Source organism: Micromonospora sp. NPDC005553, from assembly GCF_042871765.1.
Lineage (GTDB): Bacteria > Actinomycetota > Actinomycetes > Mycobacteriales > Micromonosporaceae > Micromonospora.
This window is the reverse complement of sequence record NZ_JBIAJD010000010.1, coordinates 101146-115812: the sequence shown is the minus strand read 5'-3', so window position 1 is coordinate 115812 and position 14667 is coordinate 101146. Positions and strand designations below refer to the sequence as shown.

Annotated in this window: 13 protein-coding genes; 9 read left to right on the top strand and 4 right to left on the bottom strand. The window is 72.5% G+C overall.

Going from position 1 to position 14667, the window contains the following annotated elements:
- Together ACFYPG_RS30925 and ACFYPG_RS30920 are read left to right on the top strand one after the other, a co-directional pair.
- Positions 1-969, top strand: coding sequence for a transketolase C-terminal domain-containing protein (locus ACFYPG_RS30925; RefSeq protein WP_355008005.1), 969 nt, complete (start codon positions 1-3; stop codon positions 967-969).
- A complete protein-coding gene (locus tag ACFYPG_RS30920; RefSeq protein WP_387354745.1) occupies positions 966-2324 on the top strand; it encodes a hypothetical protein in 1359 nt (452 codons plus the stop codon). The genes ACFYPG_RS30925 and ACFYPG_RS30920 overlap by 4 nt, the downstream gene beginning before the upstream one ends.
- Before the next feature lie 96 nt (positions 2325-2420).
- On the opposite strand, the gene ACFYPG_RS30915 is transcribed toward ACFYPG_RS30920, so the two are convergent.
- Positions 2421-3119, bottom strand: coding sequence for an SGNH/GDSL hydrolase family protein (locus tag ACFYPG_RS30915; RefSeq protein WP_355008007.1), 699 nt, complete (start codon positions 3117-3119; stop codon positions 2421-2423).
- A 39-nt stretch (positions 3120-3158) separates the two neighbouring features.
- The gene (locus tag ACFYPG_RS30910; protein ID WP_355008008.1) at positions 3159-4097 is read right to left on the bottom strand and encodes a sialidase family protein; all 939 of its coding nucleotides are present in this window, start codon (positions 4095-4097) and stop codon (positions 3159-3161) included.
- Between the two features lie 221 nt (positions 4098-4318).
- Between ACFYPG_RS30910 and ACFYPG_RS30905 the strand changes: the two genes are divergently transcribed.
- Entirely contained in the window at positions 4319-4894 is a 576-nt protein-coding gene (locus ACFYPG_RS30905; protein WP_387354742.1) for a hypothetical protein, read from the top strand.
- A gap of 305 nt (positions 4895-5199) precedes the next feature.
- Here the strand turns inward: ACFYPG_RS30905 and ACFYPG_RS30900 are convergent, their stop codons facing one another.
- Both ACFYPG_RS30900 and ACFYPG_RS30895 read right to left on the bottom strand, forming a co-directional pair.
- Positions 5200-6423, bottom strand: coding sequence for an MFS transporter (locus tag ACFYPG_RS30900; RefSeq protein ID WP_387354741.1), 1224 nt, complete (start codon positions 6421-6423; stop codon positions 5200-5202).
- A complete protein-coding gene (locus tag ACFYPG_RS30895; protein ID WP_387354739.1) occupies positions 6420-7985 on the bottom strand; it encodes an AMP-binding protein in 1566 nt (521 codons plus the stop codon). The genes ACFYPG_RS30900 and ACFYPG_RS30895 overlap by 4 nt, the downstream gene beginning before the upstream one ends.
- Positions 7986-8298: 313 nt before the next feature.
- Between ACFYPG_RS30895 and ACFYPG_RS30890 the strand changes: the two genes are divergently transcribed.
- From ACFYPG_RS30890 to ACFYPG_RS30865, 6 genes are all read left to right on the top strand, one after another.
- Positions 8299-9579 (top strand): SGNH/GDSL hydrolase family protein, encoded by a 1281-nt coding sequence (locus tag ACFYPG_RS30890; RefSeq protein ID WP_387354793.1) that lies wholly within the window; start codon positions 8299-8301, stop codon positions 9577-9579.
- 68 nt (positions 9580-9647) lie between these two features.
- A complete protein-coding gene (locus tag ACFYPG_RS30885) occupies positions 9648-10859 on the top strand; it encodes a cytochrome P450 (RefSeq protein ID WP_387354738.1) in 1212 nt (403 codons plus the stop codon).
- Positions 10860-10866: 7 nt separating this feature from the next.
- The gene (locus ACFYPG_RS30880; protein WP_355008013.1) at positions 10867-11850 is read left to right on the top strand and encodes an alpha/beta hydrolase; all 984 of its coding nucleotides are present in this window, start codon (positions 10867-10869) and stop codon (positions 11848-11850) included.
- Positions 11843-12946, top strand: coding sequence for an alpha-hydroxy acid oxidase (locus ACFYPG_RS30875; RefSeq protein ID WP_355008014.1), 1104 nt, complete (start codon positions 11843-11845; stop codon positions 12944-12946). Before ACFYPG_RS30880 ends, ACFYPG_RS30875 begins: the two co-directional genes overlap by 8 nt.
- A 3-nt stretch (positions 12947-12949) precedes the next feature.
- Complete coding sequence (locus ACFYPG_RS30870; RefSeq protein ID WP_387354735.1) at positions 12950-14293, top strand: PLP-dependent aminotransferase family protein; 1344 nt, start codon at positions 12950-12952, stop codon at positions 14291-14293.
- A gap of 67 nt (positions 14294-14360) precedes the next feature.
- The gene (locus ACFYPG_RS30865; RefSeq protein WP_091397680.1) at positions 14361-14621 is read left to right on the top strand and encodes a hypothetical protein; all 261 of its coding nucleotides are present in this window, start codon (positions 14361-14363) and stop codon (positions 14619-14621) included.
- Positions 14622-14667 lie beyond the last annotated feature (46 nt).

Below are 14667 nucleotides of genomic sequence, written 5' to 3'. Positions count from 1 at the left end.
GTGCCCCGACTGTCGTACCGCCGGGCGCTGACGAGGGCCCTCGGCGATGAGTTGGCCCGCGACGAGGCGGTGTTCCTGCTCGGCGAGGACGTCCAGGTCGGGGCGTCGCTGGTGACCACCGGGCTGGCCAAGCGGTTCGGCACCGAACGGGTCCGCGACACTCCTCTGTCGGAGCAGGCGTTCACCAGCTTCGCCACCGGGGCGGCGCTGGCCGGGCTGCGCCCGGTGATCGAGTTCCAGATCCCGTCGCTGCTGTTCCTGGTCTTCGAACAGATCGTCAACCACGCGCACAAGTTCCCGTTGATGACCGGCGGGCAGTGCCGTGTCCCCGTCACCTACCTGGTGCCCGGGTCCGGCTCGCGTACCGGGTGGGCCGGGCAGCACTCCGACCACCCGTACAGCCTCTTCGCCCACGTCGGCGTGGTCACCGTCGTGCCGGCCACCCCGGCCGACGCGTACGGGCTGCTGGTCACCGCGATCCGCCACGACGACCCGGTGGTGGTGTTCGCCCCGGCCGGCGCGATGGACGTGCGTGACGACGTCGACGACCTGACGCCGGTGCCGCTGGGCCGGGGGCGGATCCACCGTTTCGGCGACGACGTGACAGTGGTCGCGATCGGGCACCTGGTGCACGACGCGCTGGCCGTCGCCGAGGAGCTCGCCGAGCAGGTCTCGGTGGAGGTGTTCGACCCGCGCACCCTGTACCCGTTCGACATCGACGGTCTCACCGAGTCGGTGGCCCGCACCGGACGCCTCGTGGTGTTCGACGACGGCAACCGTTCCTGCGGCATGGCCGCCGAGATCATCACCTCGGTGGTGGAGCGGGTCCGGCTGCTCGCCCCGCCGCGCCGGGTCACCCGCCCGGACGGGGCGGTGCTGCCGTTCGCCCCGGCACTGGACCGGGCCGTCCAGCCCGGCCGCGACCAGCTCGCCACCGCGATCCACCTCACGATGAAGGACGGCTCATGACTGATCCGAACTACCCGTGGCCGGCGGCCGACCGGGCCTGGAGCGACCTGCCGGAGCCGGCCCGTCGAGCCATGGTGGCAAGCGGGGCGGCGGCCTGGGAGCAGGTCTTCCACGGTCGGGCGACGTACAACAAGCAGTGGCGGTTGGCCCGGCCCCCGGTGCTCACCGCCGATGCCTGGCGGCAGCTCAACGAGGTCTGCGACCGGCTGGCCCAGCTCATCCTCGACGCCTGCCGCCGTCGGGCCGACACCGCCGGTGAGCTGCGCCGGCTGCTCGGCGTACCGGCGGGGGAGACCCGGCTGCTGGACGAGGCCGAGCCGCTGACCGAGGCGCTGCTGGCCGCGTACCGCCCGGACGTCATCTTCTCCGCCGGCGTGCCGAAGTTCGTCGAGTACAACATCGACAGCAGCCTCGGTGGCGGGTTCGACGCGGACACCGTCATCCAGCGGTACGAGGGCCTCTACCGGGAGCACGGCATCCTCGACGACCTGCCGGTGCGGGCCGCGCCGTCGCTGCTGGACCAGCGGTTCGTGGCGATCCGTGAGGAGCTGCGGCTGCCCGAGGGCGCTCGGGTGGCGCTGTTGATGGACTTCGACGGCGACTACCCGGGCCTCGACGACCCGCAGACGTTCATCCGGATCCTCGACCCCCTCGCCGTACGGGCCCGGGACTTCGGCATCGACCTGGTCATCGCCCCGGTCGCCACCGCCACACTGGACGCCGACAACCGTCTGGTCGTCGACGGCGCACCTGTCGACGCGCTGTTCCGGCTGTTCGTGCCCAACCGGGTCACCCCGACCGCCGGTCTGGACGCGGTGGCAGTAGCCCTCGCCGCCGGCACCCTACCGATGTTCGTGTCTGCGGCGGCCTGGCTGCTCGGCAACAAGACCACGTTCGGTTGGCTGTGGGAGGACGTGGACGGGCTGCCCGCCGACGACCAGGCACTGATCCGCCGGCACGTGCCGTACACGGTGCCGTTGACCGCCGCGGTGCTCGACCGGGCCATCGCCGAGCAGGCCACGCTGGTGGCGAAGCCGGCCGACGGTTCGGCCGGGCACGGTGTCCTGCTCGGCCCGGAGTTGAGCGCTGCGGACTGGGCCGACGGCGTGCGGGCCGCAGTCGAGCAGGGAGGCGCCATCCTTCAGGAGTACCTGCCGACCGACCGGGTGTCGATGGACTTCGTCCAGATCGAGACGGGTGAGACGGTCACCGCCGACGTCCCGTACTCCCTGGCCCCGTACCTGTTCGGCCGGCACGCCTCCGGCGGCCTGGCCCGGGTCGGCTACCCCGGCTGCGACGGCATCCTCAACCTGGCCCACGGCGTCCTCCTGACCGGAATCCTCCTGAGCGACTGAAGATCGGCCCCGGGAACCCCAGCCCACCCCCTCGTTCTCCGGTGATCATGAAGTTATTGCCCTCCGCGGCGGCGTGTCGTGGCAACAACTTCATGATCAACGCGGGTGGGATCGGGGTTGGGGGGTGCGGTGGGGGGAGAGGGTGCGCAGGGTTTGGGCTGTGGCTATGGCGTCGCTGCGGGCGCTGCCGTGGCGGCCGTCGGTGCTGTAGAGGGTGGGGTCGGCCGTCAGGGGATGGTCGGTCAGGTGCACGTGGATCGTGTTCAGTCGCTCGGCCAGGTTCGCCGTGTGGGCCGACAGGCGGCGCATCCTCTCGCCCAGGCCGGGCCGGAGGTGCGCGGGCACCGCCGGGCTGTGTGAGACGTCGAACATGCCCACTGTGATCACGTCGGCGCCCACCTCGCGCAGCGCGACGATCATCGCGGTCAGCTCGGCGTCCACCGCCTCCGCGTCGTACGCCTTGTGAAAGGCGTCGTTGCCGCCGCAGACGACAAGCGCCAGGTCCGGTGCGAAGGCCAGCGCCGGGGCAAGCTGGGTGGCCCGCACCTGGTGCGCGCGCAGCCCGCGTCGACCCAGATTCCGGTACGCCAGTTCGGGGCGCACGGCGGTCAGCTCGGCGGCGACCCGGTCGACCCACTGCACGTCCGGGTAGCCCGGTGTCGGCTCACACATGCCCTCCACGACGCTGTCGCCGAGCGCCACGAACCGCCGCCACGGGTGCCCGTTCAGCAACTCGGTGGCCTCCCCGGGACGTAGACAGTACGGGTCCGTCGATTCGGTGAGCGTCGATGGCATGCCGGCACGCTAGCCGACCGCTGGGCTGCCGGGCCAGGCTCAGCCGGTCAGGCCGACCTCGGCCAGATAGACACAGGTCTTTCCCTCGTGCGACGAGTAGTAGCTCACCCACAGCAGGTCGTCGTGCCAGACCAGACCGGGGTAGCTGGTGTCGCCCCCGGACGGCAGCGCGACCAGTTCGGTCAGCTCGCCCCGGTCCGCATCGACGACGCAGATCGCGGTGCGGACCTCGCCGTCGTGCAGGCGCACCCCGGCCAACAGCAGCCCGTCGGGCAGTCGGAGCAGCGCCGGCCCACCCACCTGGACACCCAGATCCGTCCAGGTCCAGTCCCGGTACGGCGGCACGGCCCGGCCGAGCTGCGCGCTCGCGGTGGCCGCGTCCCGCCGCAGCAGGCACAGGGCGGTACCGTCCGGCGCGAAGACCAGACCGGACTCGTTGGGGTACCCGTCAGCGAACAGCGTCGGCACCCACTGCCGCAGGTCCACCCCGTCCGTGCTGCGGTAGAGCCGGGCGAACCTCGGCTCCCGGGTGGCGTAGCCGACGCCGTACATCGCGTCGTCGTGCCAGGCTGCCCGCCACACCCAGACGCCCGGCTCGCCAACCGGGGTCGGATCACCCCAGGTATGCCCGTCGGTGCTGAGCCGGGTCACCGTCTGGAACGTCTTGCTGGCCGCGCCGGTGGCGGCCGCCGCGAGCAGTTGCAGCCGCCCGTCGGGGCGCGCCACGAAGCGGGGGTCACGCAGGTCGGCACCGGGCTGCGCGATGACCGTCGCGGAGGTCCAGGACCGGCCGTCGGCCGACGTCAGTACCCGGATCACGCCGTCGTCGCTGAGGTGGGTGCGGGCCTCCCGGAAGGCGCAGAACCAGCTTCCGGCGTACCGGACGAGGTCGGTGAACGCGCTGTGCGGCGCGCTGTCGCCGATCCGGCGCACGGCGACGACCTCCCCGGTGCGGCGGCGGGTGGGTGACGACGTCATACGCGGCGGCCTCCAGGTGCGGTGACGACCGTAGACGCTAGTCAGCCGTCGCCGACGCCCACGCGACCAGCAACCGAACGTCCGACGAACAACGCGCGGGCGCTGTCGGATCGGCGTCGTTGGCGCGACGATATCGGCGCGCTGGGCCGGGATGTTGGCACCCACCGCCCACCATGGGCGGTGGGCCGACAGCGGAATCCGTCGGCGAGGGAGGTGACCGGATGCTCGGTTCGTTTCTTCAGGCTCTCGCGACGAAACTGGTCGAGGAGATCCTCAAGCTCCTGGTGCAGTGGTTGGCGCCGAAGGCGCTGCGGTCGGTGCCGCACCGCGCCTCGCCGAACTGCCCGCGCTGCGGCGGGTACGGGGTCCGCCGCTGGGCGCCGGGCGGCATGTGGATGTTCCTGCCGTCCCTGCTGACCTTCGCCTGGGGTTTCGGGTTCACACTGCTCGGTGTGCCGGTGGCCGTGCTCGCGGTGGTCGCCGAGTTGGTCTCCGACGGCCTCGGCGGAGTGCCGACCGCGCTGCTCGCGCCGCTCGGTCTGCTGGTCCCCGTCGCGCTGATGATCGCGGGGGCGTTCGGCCTCGCCCACTACCACAGCTACCCGCCGAAGTGGTGCGCCCGCTGTCACGGCCGGTGGCCGCGCCGGGACCGGGACGAGTACCTCCGCGCGTCGGCGCCGGTACTGACCTGCGGCTGCGGCCAGCGGCTGCGGGTGCCCCGGGCGGCAGCCGGGACGCGGCTGCGCTGCCCGCGCTGCCGTACCGAGCACGCCACCTGGGCCCCGGCCGACCGGTGACGGTTCAGCGGTGCGCGTGGTGCTCGGTGAGGAGTTCGCCGAGGACGCGGGCGGCCCACTCGGCCTTGGCCGGGTCCTGATCATCCAGGGTTGCCGTCCGAGACGTCGCCGTGAAACCAGACCGCCGACCTCGACCGGGCGGATCGGCAGCTCCGCCCACCGGGGAAACTGCTCGGCCACCAGTCGGCGGACCAGGGCCGTGTCGATCCGGTCGGCCGTGGCGGTGTCGGTCACCGGCACGCCGTAGGTGGGCTGTCCGTTCATCGGCCCGAGCCTGCGGCAGCCGGGGCGGACCCGCAACGGGTTTACCGGGTGGTGGCGGGAGTGGGCCGCACCGGTGTCTCCGGGCCGGAGGCCCTGCTCAGCAGCGGGTACGCGGTGACCACCAGGCACGCCGCCGCCATGGTCAGCAGGGCCGGGGTGAATCCCAGCGCGTCCACCGACCAGCCGCCGAGCAGCGCGCCGACCGGCAGACCGACGAACGCCAACGAACCGGCGATGCCGATCACCCGGGTCTGCAACTCCGGCGGCACCCGCTCGTAGAGCGCCACCCCGAGCAGCGGGTTGACCGCCGCGATGCCGATTCCGGACAGGAACGTCACCACGAGCACCACCGGCAGCTCGTCGCTGATCGCCAGCGCCACCAACCGGGGCGTGCCGGCGACCAGCGCGCCGATCAGGAACGTCAGCCGCCGGGGCAGCCGGGGCCCGAGCGCGGTGAACACCAGGTTGCCCAGCAGCGCGCCCGCCGAGAACGCCGCCAACACCAGGCCGAGGCCGCTCGGGCCGGGAAGCTCCCGGGCGACCCAGACCGGGATGTAGACGGCCACGCTGGCGTTGGCCACCATGTTCAGCGCCGAGATCACGCCGAGCATGCCGAGCAGCGGCCGGTCCCGGCTCAGGTAACTGAAGCCACCCCGCAGGGCGCGCAGGTAACTCTCCGGCTGGGTGGGTGGCGTCGGGGCGGCCGGCGGACGGACCAGGACGCCGATGAGCAGCGCGCAGACCCCGAAGCTGGCCGCGTCGATGAGGATCGCCTCGGTCACCCCGAAGACGGCGATCAGCAGGCCGCCCACCGCGGCGCCGAACAGTGTCACCACCCGGCTGAGCCCGTCGTACGCGGAGGTCAGGCGGATCAGCGGCACTCCGGCGGCCTCCGCGACCGGCCGGAACATCACGTGCTTCACCCGGTCCCCGATGCCCCGCAGCGCGCCGGCGACCGCGACGAGCGCCACCAGCGGGACGAAGCCCAACCACGGGGTCAGCGCCACGACGACCATCACCACCGCGCTGCCCGCGTCGCAGAGGATCGAGGTACGGCGCAGGCCGATCCGGTCCGCCCAGGGTGTGCCCAACGCGCTGGACAGCAGGTACGGCAGGGTCTCGGCGAACGCGACCAGTCCCATCTTGGTGGGGCTGCCGGTGGTGACCAGCACCAGCCACGGAATGGTCACCACCGAGATGCGGGTGCCCAGGTTGGAGATCAGGTCCGCGCTGACCAGGACGACCAGTTGCCGGCGGGGGGTCACGCCCCGACCGCCGCCGCCCGACGGGCCGCGTACCGCGCGCGCAGCGCCCGCTTGTCCACCTTCATCGACCGGTTCACCGGCAGCCGGTCGAGGAGCTCCACAGCGGCCGGTGCCCACATCTCGTTGAGTTCGACGGTCACCAGGTCGATCAGCTCCGCCCCGGTGACCGTCGCGCCCGGCCCGAGCACCACGTACGCGTGCGGCACCTCGCCGACCGTCTCGTCCGGTACGCCGATGACGGCGGCGGCCCGTACCTGGGGGTGCCCGACCAGCACGTCCTCGATGGGACGGCAGAAGATCGCCCAGTTCCGGCGATGCGTGACGATCATGTCGTGTGCCCGGTCGACGAGGTAGAGGTAGCCGTCGTCGTCGAGGTGGCCGATGTCGCGGGTCCGCACCCACCCGTCGACGAGCGTCTGCGCGGTCAGCTCCGGCTGACCGTGGTAGCCGGCGAAGCTCAGTCGGGTCCGTACCCACACCTCGCCGTCGCGGCCCGTCGGCAGCACCGCGCCGTCGTCATCGCGGATCTCGATGTGGACGTCGCCGTAGGGCCTCCCGCAGGAGCGCAACCGTTCCGGGTGCTCCGGATCGTCGGTCAGCCCGGGCAGCGCGGTGATCACGACCGCCTCGCTGAGGCCGTACACGATGCGCAGCACCGGGCCGAACCGGGCGATGGCCTGGCGCAGTCGGGCGGGCGCGGCCGGCCCGGCGCCCACGTTGAACATGAACATGGCGGAGAAGTCCGCGCCGGCCAGCGCCGGGTGGTCCAGCACCTCGTAGAGCATCGGCGGCGTGACGAAGGTCGAGTTGATCCGCTCCCGTTGCACGGTGTCCACGAAGGCCACCGGGTCCCAGTCGTCGCGCAGGAACAGCACCCCGCCGGTGAACAGGTTGAACAGCGTGGTGATCTGCCCGCTGGCCAGCCACATCGGCGAGTGCGACAGGTGCCGCAGCAACGGGAACCCGGCGGCGCGGAAGTCGGCGGCCAGGGCGAGGATCTGGGCGTAGAAGCTCTCCCTGTGGTGCACCAGCTTCGGGCTGCCGGTAGTGCCGCTGGTCTGCAGGAACGACTCGGGCGCCGGCACCGACGCCGGCAGGCCCGTCACGTCGGCGTCGGCGTCGGCCGTGAGATCGGGCCCGGTGCCGCCCGAGCCCAGACAGCACACCGGTGTGCCGGGCAGCGCGGCGGCCAGCTCCGGGCCCAGACTGGCCCGGTCCCGGGCGTCGTAGACCAGGGCGTCCGGGCGGGCCAACCGGATGAACTCGTCGACCTCCCGGCGCGCGGTCACCGGGGCGACCCACATCGTCCGGCAGCCGAGCAGATGCAGGGCGAGCTGTAGCAGCGGACCCTCCACCGCGTTAGCGACTGTCACCAGCACCGCCGACCCGGGCCGTACGCCGTGCCGGGTCATCGTCGCGGCCATCGCCCGGACCAGCGCGGCGGCCTCGGTGTAGGTGAGTCGGCGATCGGCGCCGACAAGCGCCTCCCGGTCGCCGAACTCGGCGAAGAGGTCCAACACCCTGTCCACGTAGGTAGTGGTGTGCCCGGGTCCGTCAGTCATCCGGCAGCCCCCATCTGAGAAAAGCGGCGGTCCCCGGGCAGTTCCCGGTGACGACGCGACGGTGGCGCGGTTGGCGACCGCACCGCCGCCGCCTGGAAGCCTAGGCGCGAAACGGCTGGTCGGAACCGTGCCGACGGGCGATCCGAACGGCCCGCCGGACATTTGATCGCGTCGATCAGGTTGATTGACGTCTGTCAGCGGCGGCGGCTAGGTTTCTGGACCATCGTCCAGGCGGGCGCCGTCAGCGGACGGCCCTGGGCTGCCCCACGATGGAGGTTCCATGGCAACGGCAACCCCGAAGAGATGGCCTGTCATCGCCGCTGCGGCCGCGCTGTTGGTCGCCGGCGCACCCGCCGTCGTCGCCAGCGCCGGTCCGTCCGGCACCACCGCCGGCCGACCCGACTCCCGCGCCGAGTGGGCGGGCAGTTGGGCCACCGCGGTCACCCGGGGCAACTCGGTCGGGCTGACGAACACCGGCCTCAACAACCAGAGCGTCCGGATGATCGTGCACGTCTCCGTGGGCGGCCCGGCGCTGCGGGTCCGCCTGAGCAACCTCTACGGCGAGCAGGCGGTCACCGTCGGTCGCGCCACCGTCGCCCGGCCGAACACCGCGACACCGGACGACCTCTCCGACATCGACGCGGCCTCGGTACGTCCGTTGAGCTTCACCGGTGCGACCACGGCGACCATGAACCGGGGCGCCGAACTGCTCAGCGACCCGCTGGCCTTCCCGGTCGCTGACGACAGCGACCTGGTGGTCACAGTGCACTTCCCGACGCCGACCGGCCCGACCACGTTCCACGGGCAGTCCCAGCAGGCCAACTTCATCGGCGCCGGGGATCTGACCGGGGCGGCCGAGGGCACCGGCTTCACCACCCGTCCCACCTGCTGCTGGTTCTTCCTCTCCGGCGTCGACGTGCAACGCAAGGGCAGCCCCGGCGCGCTGGTCGTGCTCAGCGACTCCATCGGTGACGGCAACGGCAGCACCGTCAACGCCAACCGGCGCTGGCCCGACCTGCTCTCCGACCGGTTGCTCGCCGACCGGCCGGACAAGCGCACCCCGGGTGTGCTCAACCTGAGCCTGGCCGGCAACCGGCTCAACCACGAGGGCACCGAGCCGGGCGACGGCAACTACCCGGGCTACTACCAGCTCGGCCCGAACGCGGCGGCCCGGCTCAACGAGGACGTGTTCGGCCAGACCGGGGTGCGTACCGTCGTCACCCACCTGGGCATCAACGACATCTGGATGTCGAACGACTCACCCGAGGCGATCATCGGCACGCTGCGGCAGATCAACCAGCAGCTCCAGCAGCGCGGGCTGACGAGTCTTGTGGCCACGCTGACCCCGTACGAGGGGCACGGCGCGCCGGGTGTGTGGACGCCGCAGAAGGAGGCCACCCGCCAGGCGGTGAACGCGTACCTGCGCGGCAGCAGGGAGTTCGACGGGCTGCTCGACTTCGACCGGGTGCTGCGCGACCCGGCCCGGCCCACTCAGTTGCTGCCCGCGTACGACTCGGGGGACCACATCCACCCGAACGACGCCGGCAACCAGGCGTTGGCAGACGTCGTGCCGCTGCGGCTGCTCGACCTGTGATCCGGACCGGGGGCGGCGGGTGATCCCCGCCGCCCCCGGTCACCGACATCCTGGGGAGGAGTTTGATCATGGAGGTAGGGGAGTTACTCACCGGCCTGTACAGCGAGCAGGGCAGACAGGACCCGTACCCGTGGTACGCGGAACTGCACCGGCTCGGCCCGATCAGCGCGGTGCCGGCGCGCGCCGAGCACCGTACGGTGGCCGCGGTCGCTGTCGGCTACGACCTCGTCGACGGGTTGCTGCGCGATCCGGAATGGACGAAACAACCGCCGCCGGGCTGGGAGGAGCACGAGATCCTGCGGACCTTCCAGACCTCGATGATGTTCGTCAACCCGCCCGATCACACCCGGATGCGGCACGTCTTCTCCCGCACCTTCACGCCGCGCCGGCTCGGCGCGCTGGAGCCGGTGATCCTGCGCGTGGTCGACGAGCTGCTGGACCGGATGGCGGACGCCGGGGATGGCGTGGTCGATTTCGTGGCCGACTTCGCGTACCCGATTCCGGCTCTGGTGATGGCCGAGTTCATCGGCATACCGGCCGCCGATCTGCCGTGGTACCGCGAGCGGGTGGAGTGGATCGACGAATTCCTGGACGTGGCGGGGAAGACCCCGCAGCGGCTGGCCGCGGCCAACACCGCCGCTGAGGAGTTGCGGGCCTTCTACCGGGAGTTGATCGGGCACCGCCGCCGGCTGCCCGGGGACGACCTGCTCAGCGCGTTGGTCGAGGCGCTCGACTCCGGGGAGGTGGAGCTGACCGAGGAGGAGTTGGTCAGCAACCTGATCGTGCTGTTCAACGCCAGCTTCGTCACCACCGTCTACATGTTCAGCAACGGGCTGCCGCTACTCCTGGCCCACCCGCGGACGGTCGCGGCGCTGCCCACCGACGCCACGCTGGCGCAGGGCTGCGTCGACGAGGTGCTGCGGTTGGCGAGCCCTGTGCACTTCCTGGCCCGCGCCGCGCCGGCCGACACCGTGTTGCACGGCGTGCCGGTCGCCGCCGACGACAACGTGCTGATCATGATCGGGGCGGCCAACCGCGATCCGGCCCGTTTCCCGGCCCCGGACACCTTCGACCCGACCCGTCCCGGCCCGCCGTCGCTGGCCTTCGGGGTGGGTCTGCACTTCTGCCTCGGCGCGGCGGTGTCGCGGTTGGAGGGTCGCCTCGCGCTGCCCCGGCTGATCGCCAGGTTCCCCGCGCTGACGGTCACCGAGACACCGACGTTCAGCGGCAGCCTGTTCCTGCGTGGCATCGACAAGCTGCTGGTCAGCACCGGCGGATAGGAGCGACATGGCAGCACACCCGGAGGTGGCCGCGTACCGGGCGGCCCGCGCCGCGGCCGGCGCCCCACCGCTGTACGCACAGACCCTCTCCGAGGCGCGCGCCGCGGACCTGGCCGCGATCCGCGCCGGCAGCGGCGCGGTCGAGCCGGTGGCCGAGGTACGCGACGAGCGGATCCCCGGCCCCGCCGGGGAGCTGCCGCTGCGGGTGTACCGACCGGCCGGGTCGGGTCCGCTGCCCACAGTGCTGTACTTCTTCGGCGGCGGGTGGACGCTCGGCAGCATCGACACCGCCGACGGCATCTGCCGGCGGCTGGCCAACGCCGTGCCCTGTCAGGTGATCACCGTCGGCTACCGCCTCGCACCGGAGCACCCCTTCCCGGCGGCGGTGCACGACTGCCACGCCGCCACCTCGTGGATCGCCCGGCACGCCGACGAGCTGGGCGCCGACCCGACCCGACTGGCGGTCGGTGGGGACAGCGCCGGTGGGAACCTGGCCGCCGCGGTCACCCTGCTCAGCCGTACGGACGGGCCGCCGCTCGCCGCGCAACTGCTGGTCTACCCGAACACCGACCAGAGCGGCGAACCGGCCGGGGACGAGGACCCGGCGCTGTTCAACCGCCGATCGGTCGTCTGGTACCGGAGGAACTACCTGGTCGACCCGGCCCACGCGAGGGACCCGCTGGCCTCGCCGCTGCTCGCCGAGGACCTGTCCGGGTTGCCGCCGGCGCTGGTGATCACCGCCGAACTGGATCCCCTGTGCGCCGAGGGGCAGCGGTACGCCGATCGGCTGCGCGACGCCGGCGTGCCCACCCGGCTGGCGCACTACCCCGGCATGATCCACGGGTTCTTCGCCATGCCGGGCACCTTCACCGACGGGCGGCACGCGCAGGAAAGCGCGGCGGTCTTCCTCCGCGAGCGCTTCGGACTGCCGGCCTCGGCGGGCTCGGGCGAGGCGGCCGGCGGGGCCGCGGCGGGGCCCGGCGATGGGTGAGCGGGGGTTGGCCGACCGGCCGGCCGTGTCGCTCGCCGACTACGCCGAGCGCGCCCGGGCCGTGCTGCCGCCGGACGTGTGGGACTACCTGGCCGGCGGCAGCGCGTCGGAGGTGACCCTCGCCGCGAACCGTCGCGCGTTGGACCGGGTCGCGGTGCTGCCCCGGGTGCTGCGCGGCGTGGACACCGTCGACCTCGGCGCCCACCTGCTCGGCCGTCGGTACGCCATGCCGGTCGGGGTGGCGCCGATGGCGTACCAGCGGCTCGTGCACCCGGACGGAGAGCTCGCTCTGGCCGCGGCGGCCGGCGCGGCCGGGATCCCGTACCTGGCCAGCACGCTGGGCAGCACCCCCATCGAACAGGTCACCCGGGCGGGGGCGGACGTCTGGTTCCAGCTCTACTGGCTGCGCGACCGGGCGCTCGTCCGCGACCTGCTGGACCGGGTCGTCGCGGCCGGCTGCCGGGCGCTGGTGGTCACAGTGGACGTCCCGGTGCTCGGCCGACGTCCCCGGGACCTGCGCAACGCGTTCCGGCTGCCGACCGAGGTGGTCGCCGCGAACCTCCCCGACGGTCGAGACGCGTTGGCGCACTCCGGCGCCCCCGGGGTGTCCGCGATCGCCGCGCACACCGCCGCGTCGTTCGCGCCGGCGCTGCGCTGGGCGGACCTGGCCTGGCTGCGCGAGCAGGTCGACCTGCCGCTGGTGGTCAAGGGGCTGCTGGACCCGCGCGACGCGACCGAGGCGGTACGGGTCGGCGCCGACGCGGTGGTCGTCTCCAACCACGGCGGGCGGCAACTGGACGGCTCACCGGCGAGCGTCACCATGCTGCCGGAGGTCGTCGACGCGGTCGGGGACGGCTGCCAGGTGCTGCTCGACAGCGGCATCCGTTGCGGCACCGACGTGCTGCGGGCGCTGGCGTTGGGCGCGGCCGGGGTGCTTGTCGGCCGACCGCTGCTCTGGGCCCTCGCAGCCGGTGGCGAACCGGCCGCCCGGGACGCGTTGGGGCTGCTCGCCGCCGAGCTGACCGATGCGCTCACCCTGGCCGGCTGCGCCGACGTGGTGGCGGCCGGCCAGCTGCGCACCCTCGGGGTGGGCTGAGTGATGAGCGCTGCCGAACCGGTCGACCTGACCGTCGCCGACCTGCACCCCGCGCTGGGCGATCCGGCGCTGACCTCGATGAACTTCCTCAACGAGGTGTCCGAGCGTCACCCGACGGCGGTGTCCCTCGCGGCCGGCCGGCCGTACGAGGAGTTCTTCGACGTCGCGGCGGTGCACCGGCACCTGGACACCTTCCACCGGCACCTCGTCGACGACCTTGGGCACCGACCCGAGCAGGCCCGGCGGCTGCTGCTGCAGTACGGCAGGACCAAGGGCATCGTGCACCACCTGATCGCCCGCAACCTCGCCGTCGACGAGGGGATCACCGTCGACCCGGAGGACGTGGTGGTGACCGTCGGCTGCCAGGAGGCGATGTTCCTGGTGCTGCGGGCGTTGCGGGCCGGCCCGGCGGATGTGCTGCTCGCGGTCGCCCCGACCTACGTCGGCCTGACCGGGGCAGCCCGGCTGGTGGACCTGCCGGTGTGGCCGGTCGCCGGTGGGCCGACCGGGGTCGACCTGGCCGACCTGGCCGCCCAGGTGCGCCGGGCCCGGGCTGCGGGGCTGCGGCCGCGCGCCTGCTACCTGATGCCGGACTTCGCCAACCCCTCCGGCGTCAGTATCGACACCGCACACCGGCAACGGTTGCTGGACCTGGCGGCGCAGGAGGATCTGCTGCTGCTGGAGGACAACCCGTACGGACTGTTCCACAGCGATGACGGGCCGCGCCCGCCCACCCTGAAGGCGTTGGACACCGGCCGACGGGTCGTCTACCTCGGCTCGTTCGCCAAGACCGTGCTCCCCGGGGCGCGGGTCGGCTACGTCGTCGCCGACCAGCGGGTCGGCGGCCCGGGCGGGCGGGTCGGCACGCTCGCCGACCAGCTCGCCATGATCAAGAGCATGGTCACCGTGAACACGTCACCGATCGCGCAGGCGGTGATCGGCGGCCGGCTGCTGGAGCACGGTTGCAGCCTGGTGGCCGCCAACACCCGGGAGCGGTCCGCGTACACCAGGAATCTGCGCCACCTGGTGGCCGGCCTCACCCGGCGCTTTCCGGCTCAGCCGGACCAGCCGGAGCACCCGGACCAGCCCGGGGTGCGGTGGACGGTGCCGGCCGGCGGGTTCTTCGTGGTGGTGACAGTGCCGTTCCCGGTCGACGACGCGTTGCTGGACCGATCGGCGCGCGACTACGGGGTGCTGTGGACGCCGATGGCGCACTTCTACGACGACTCCGCGCCGGTGTGCGCGTTGCGGTTGTCGGTCAGCGCTGTCACACCGGAGCAGATCGACGTCGGGCTGGATCGCCTCGCGGCGCTGATCACCGACGAGTTGACGCGCCGGGCGGGTTGACACACCGCGTTCATCGGATGGCAATGCGCGACGACCCGCGTGCCGCCGTCCTCGTTGGACGGTCATAATAAGCCGCATGGTTGCCTGGGAGTACGCCCTGCTCGTCCGTCGCTATCAGGGACAGGGCCGCAATTTTCACGTCTCGTTCGTCTGGTACGCGCCGGACGGGTCCCGCAAGGACATCACCGCCTACGGCGACACCGCCATCGCGCACCTCAACCGCGCCGGCCGCGAGGGGTGGGAGCTGGTCTCCGCCGCCGAGGACGTCAACAACGTCCAAGGCAGCACCGAAGTCCACCGCTACCACCTCAAACGCCCCATGGCCTGACCCCGCCCCTCCGCCCCGTCCGCCCCCGTCCGCGTCGATCATGGAG

What these genes read in the sequence shown, in the direction of transcription:
- ACFYPG_RS30905 (WP_387354742.1), top strand. Translation starts at nt 4,319, where the DNA reads ATGCTCGGTTCGTTTCTTCAGGCTCTCGCGACGAAACTGGTCGAGGAG.
- ACFYPG_RS30875 (WP_355008014.1), top strand. Translation starts at nt 11,843, where the DNA reads ATGGGTGAGCGGGGGTTGGCCGACCGGCCGGCCGTGTCGCTCGCCGAC.
- ACFYPG_RS30870 (WP_387354735.1), top strand. Translation starts at nt 12,950, where the DNA reads ATGAGCGCTGCCGAACCGGTCGACCTGACCGTCGCCGACCTGCACCCC.
- ACFYPG_RS30910 (WP_355008008.1), bottom strand. Translation starts at nt 4,097, where the DNA reads ATGACGTCGTCACCCACCCGCCGCCGCACCGGGGAGGTCGTCGCCGTG.
- ACFYPG_RS30920 (WP_387354745.1), top strand. Translation starts at nt 966, where the DNA reads ATGACTGATCCGAACTACCCGTGGCCGGCGGCCGACCGGGCCTGGAGC.
- ACFYPG_RS30885 (WP_387354738.1), top strand. Translation starts at nt 9,648, where the DNA reads ATGGAGGTAGGGGAGTTACTCACCGGCCTGTACAGCGAGCAGGGCAGA.
- ACFYPG_RS30915 (WP_355008007.1), bottom strand. Translation starts at nt 3,119, where the DNA reads ATGCCATCGACGCTCACCGAATCGACGGACCCGTACTGTCTACGTCCC.
- ACFYPG_RS30880 (WP_355008013.1), top strand. Translation starts at nt 10,867, where the DNA reads ATGGCAGCACACCCGGAGGTGGCCGCGTACCGGGCGGCCCGCGCCGCG.
- ACFYPG_RS30895 (WP_387354739.1), bottom strand. Translation starts at nt 7,985, where the DNA reads ATGACTGACGGACCCGGGCACACCACTACCTACGTGGACAGGGTGTTG.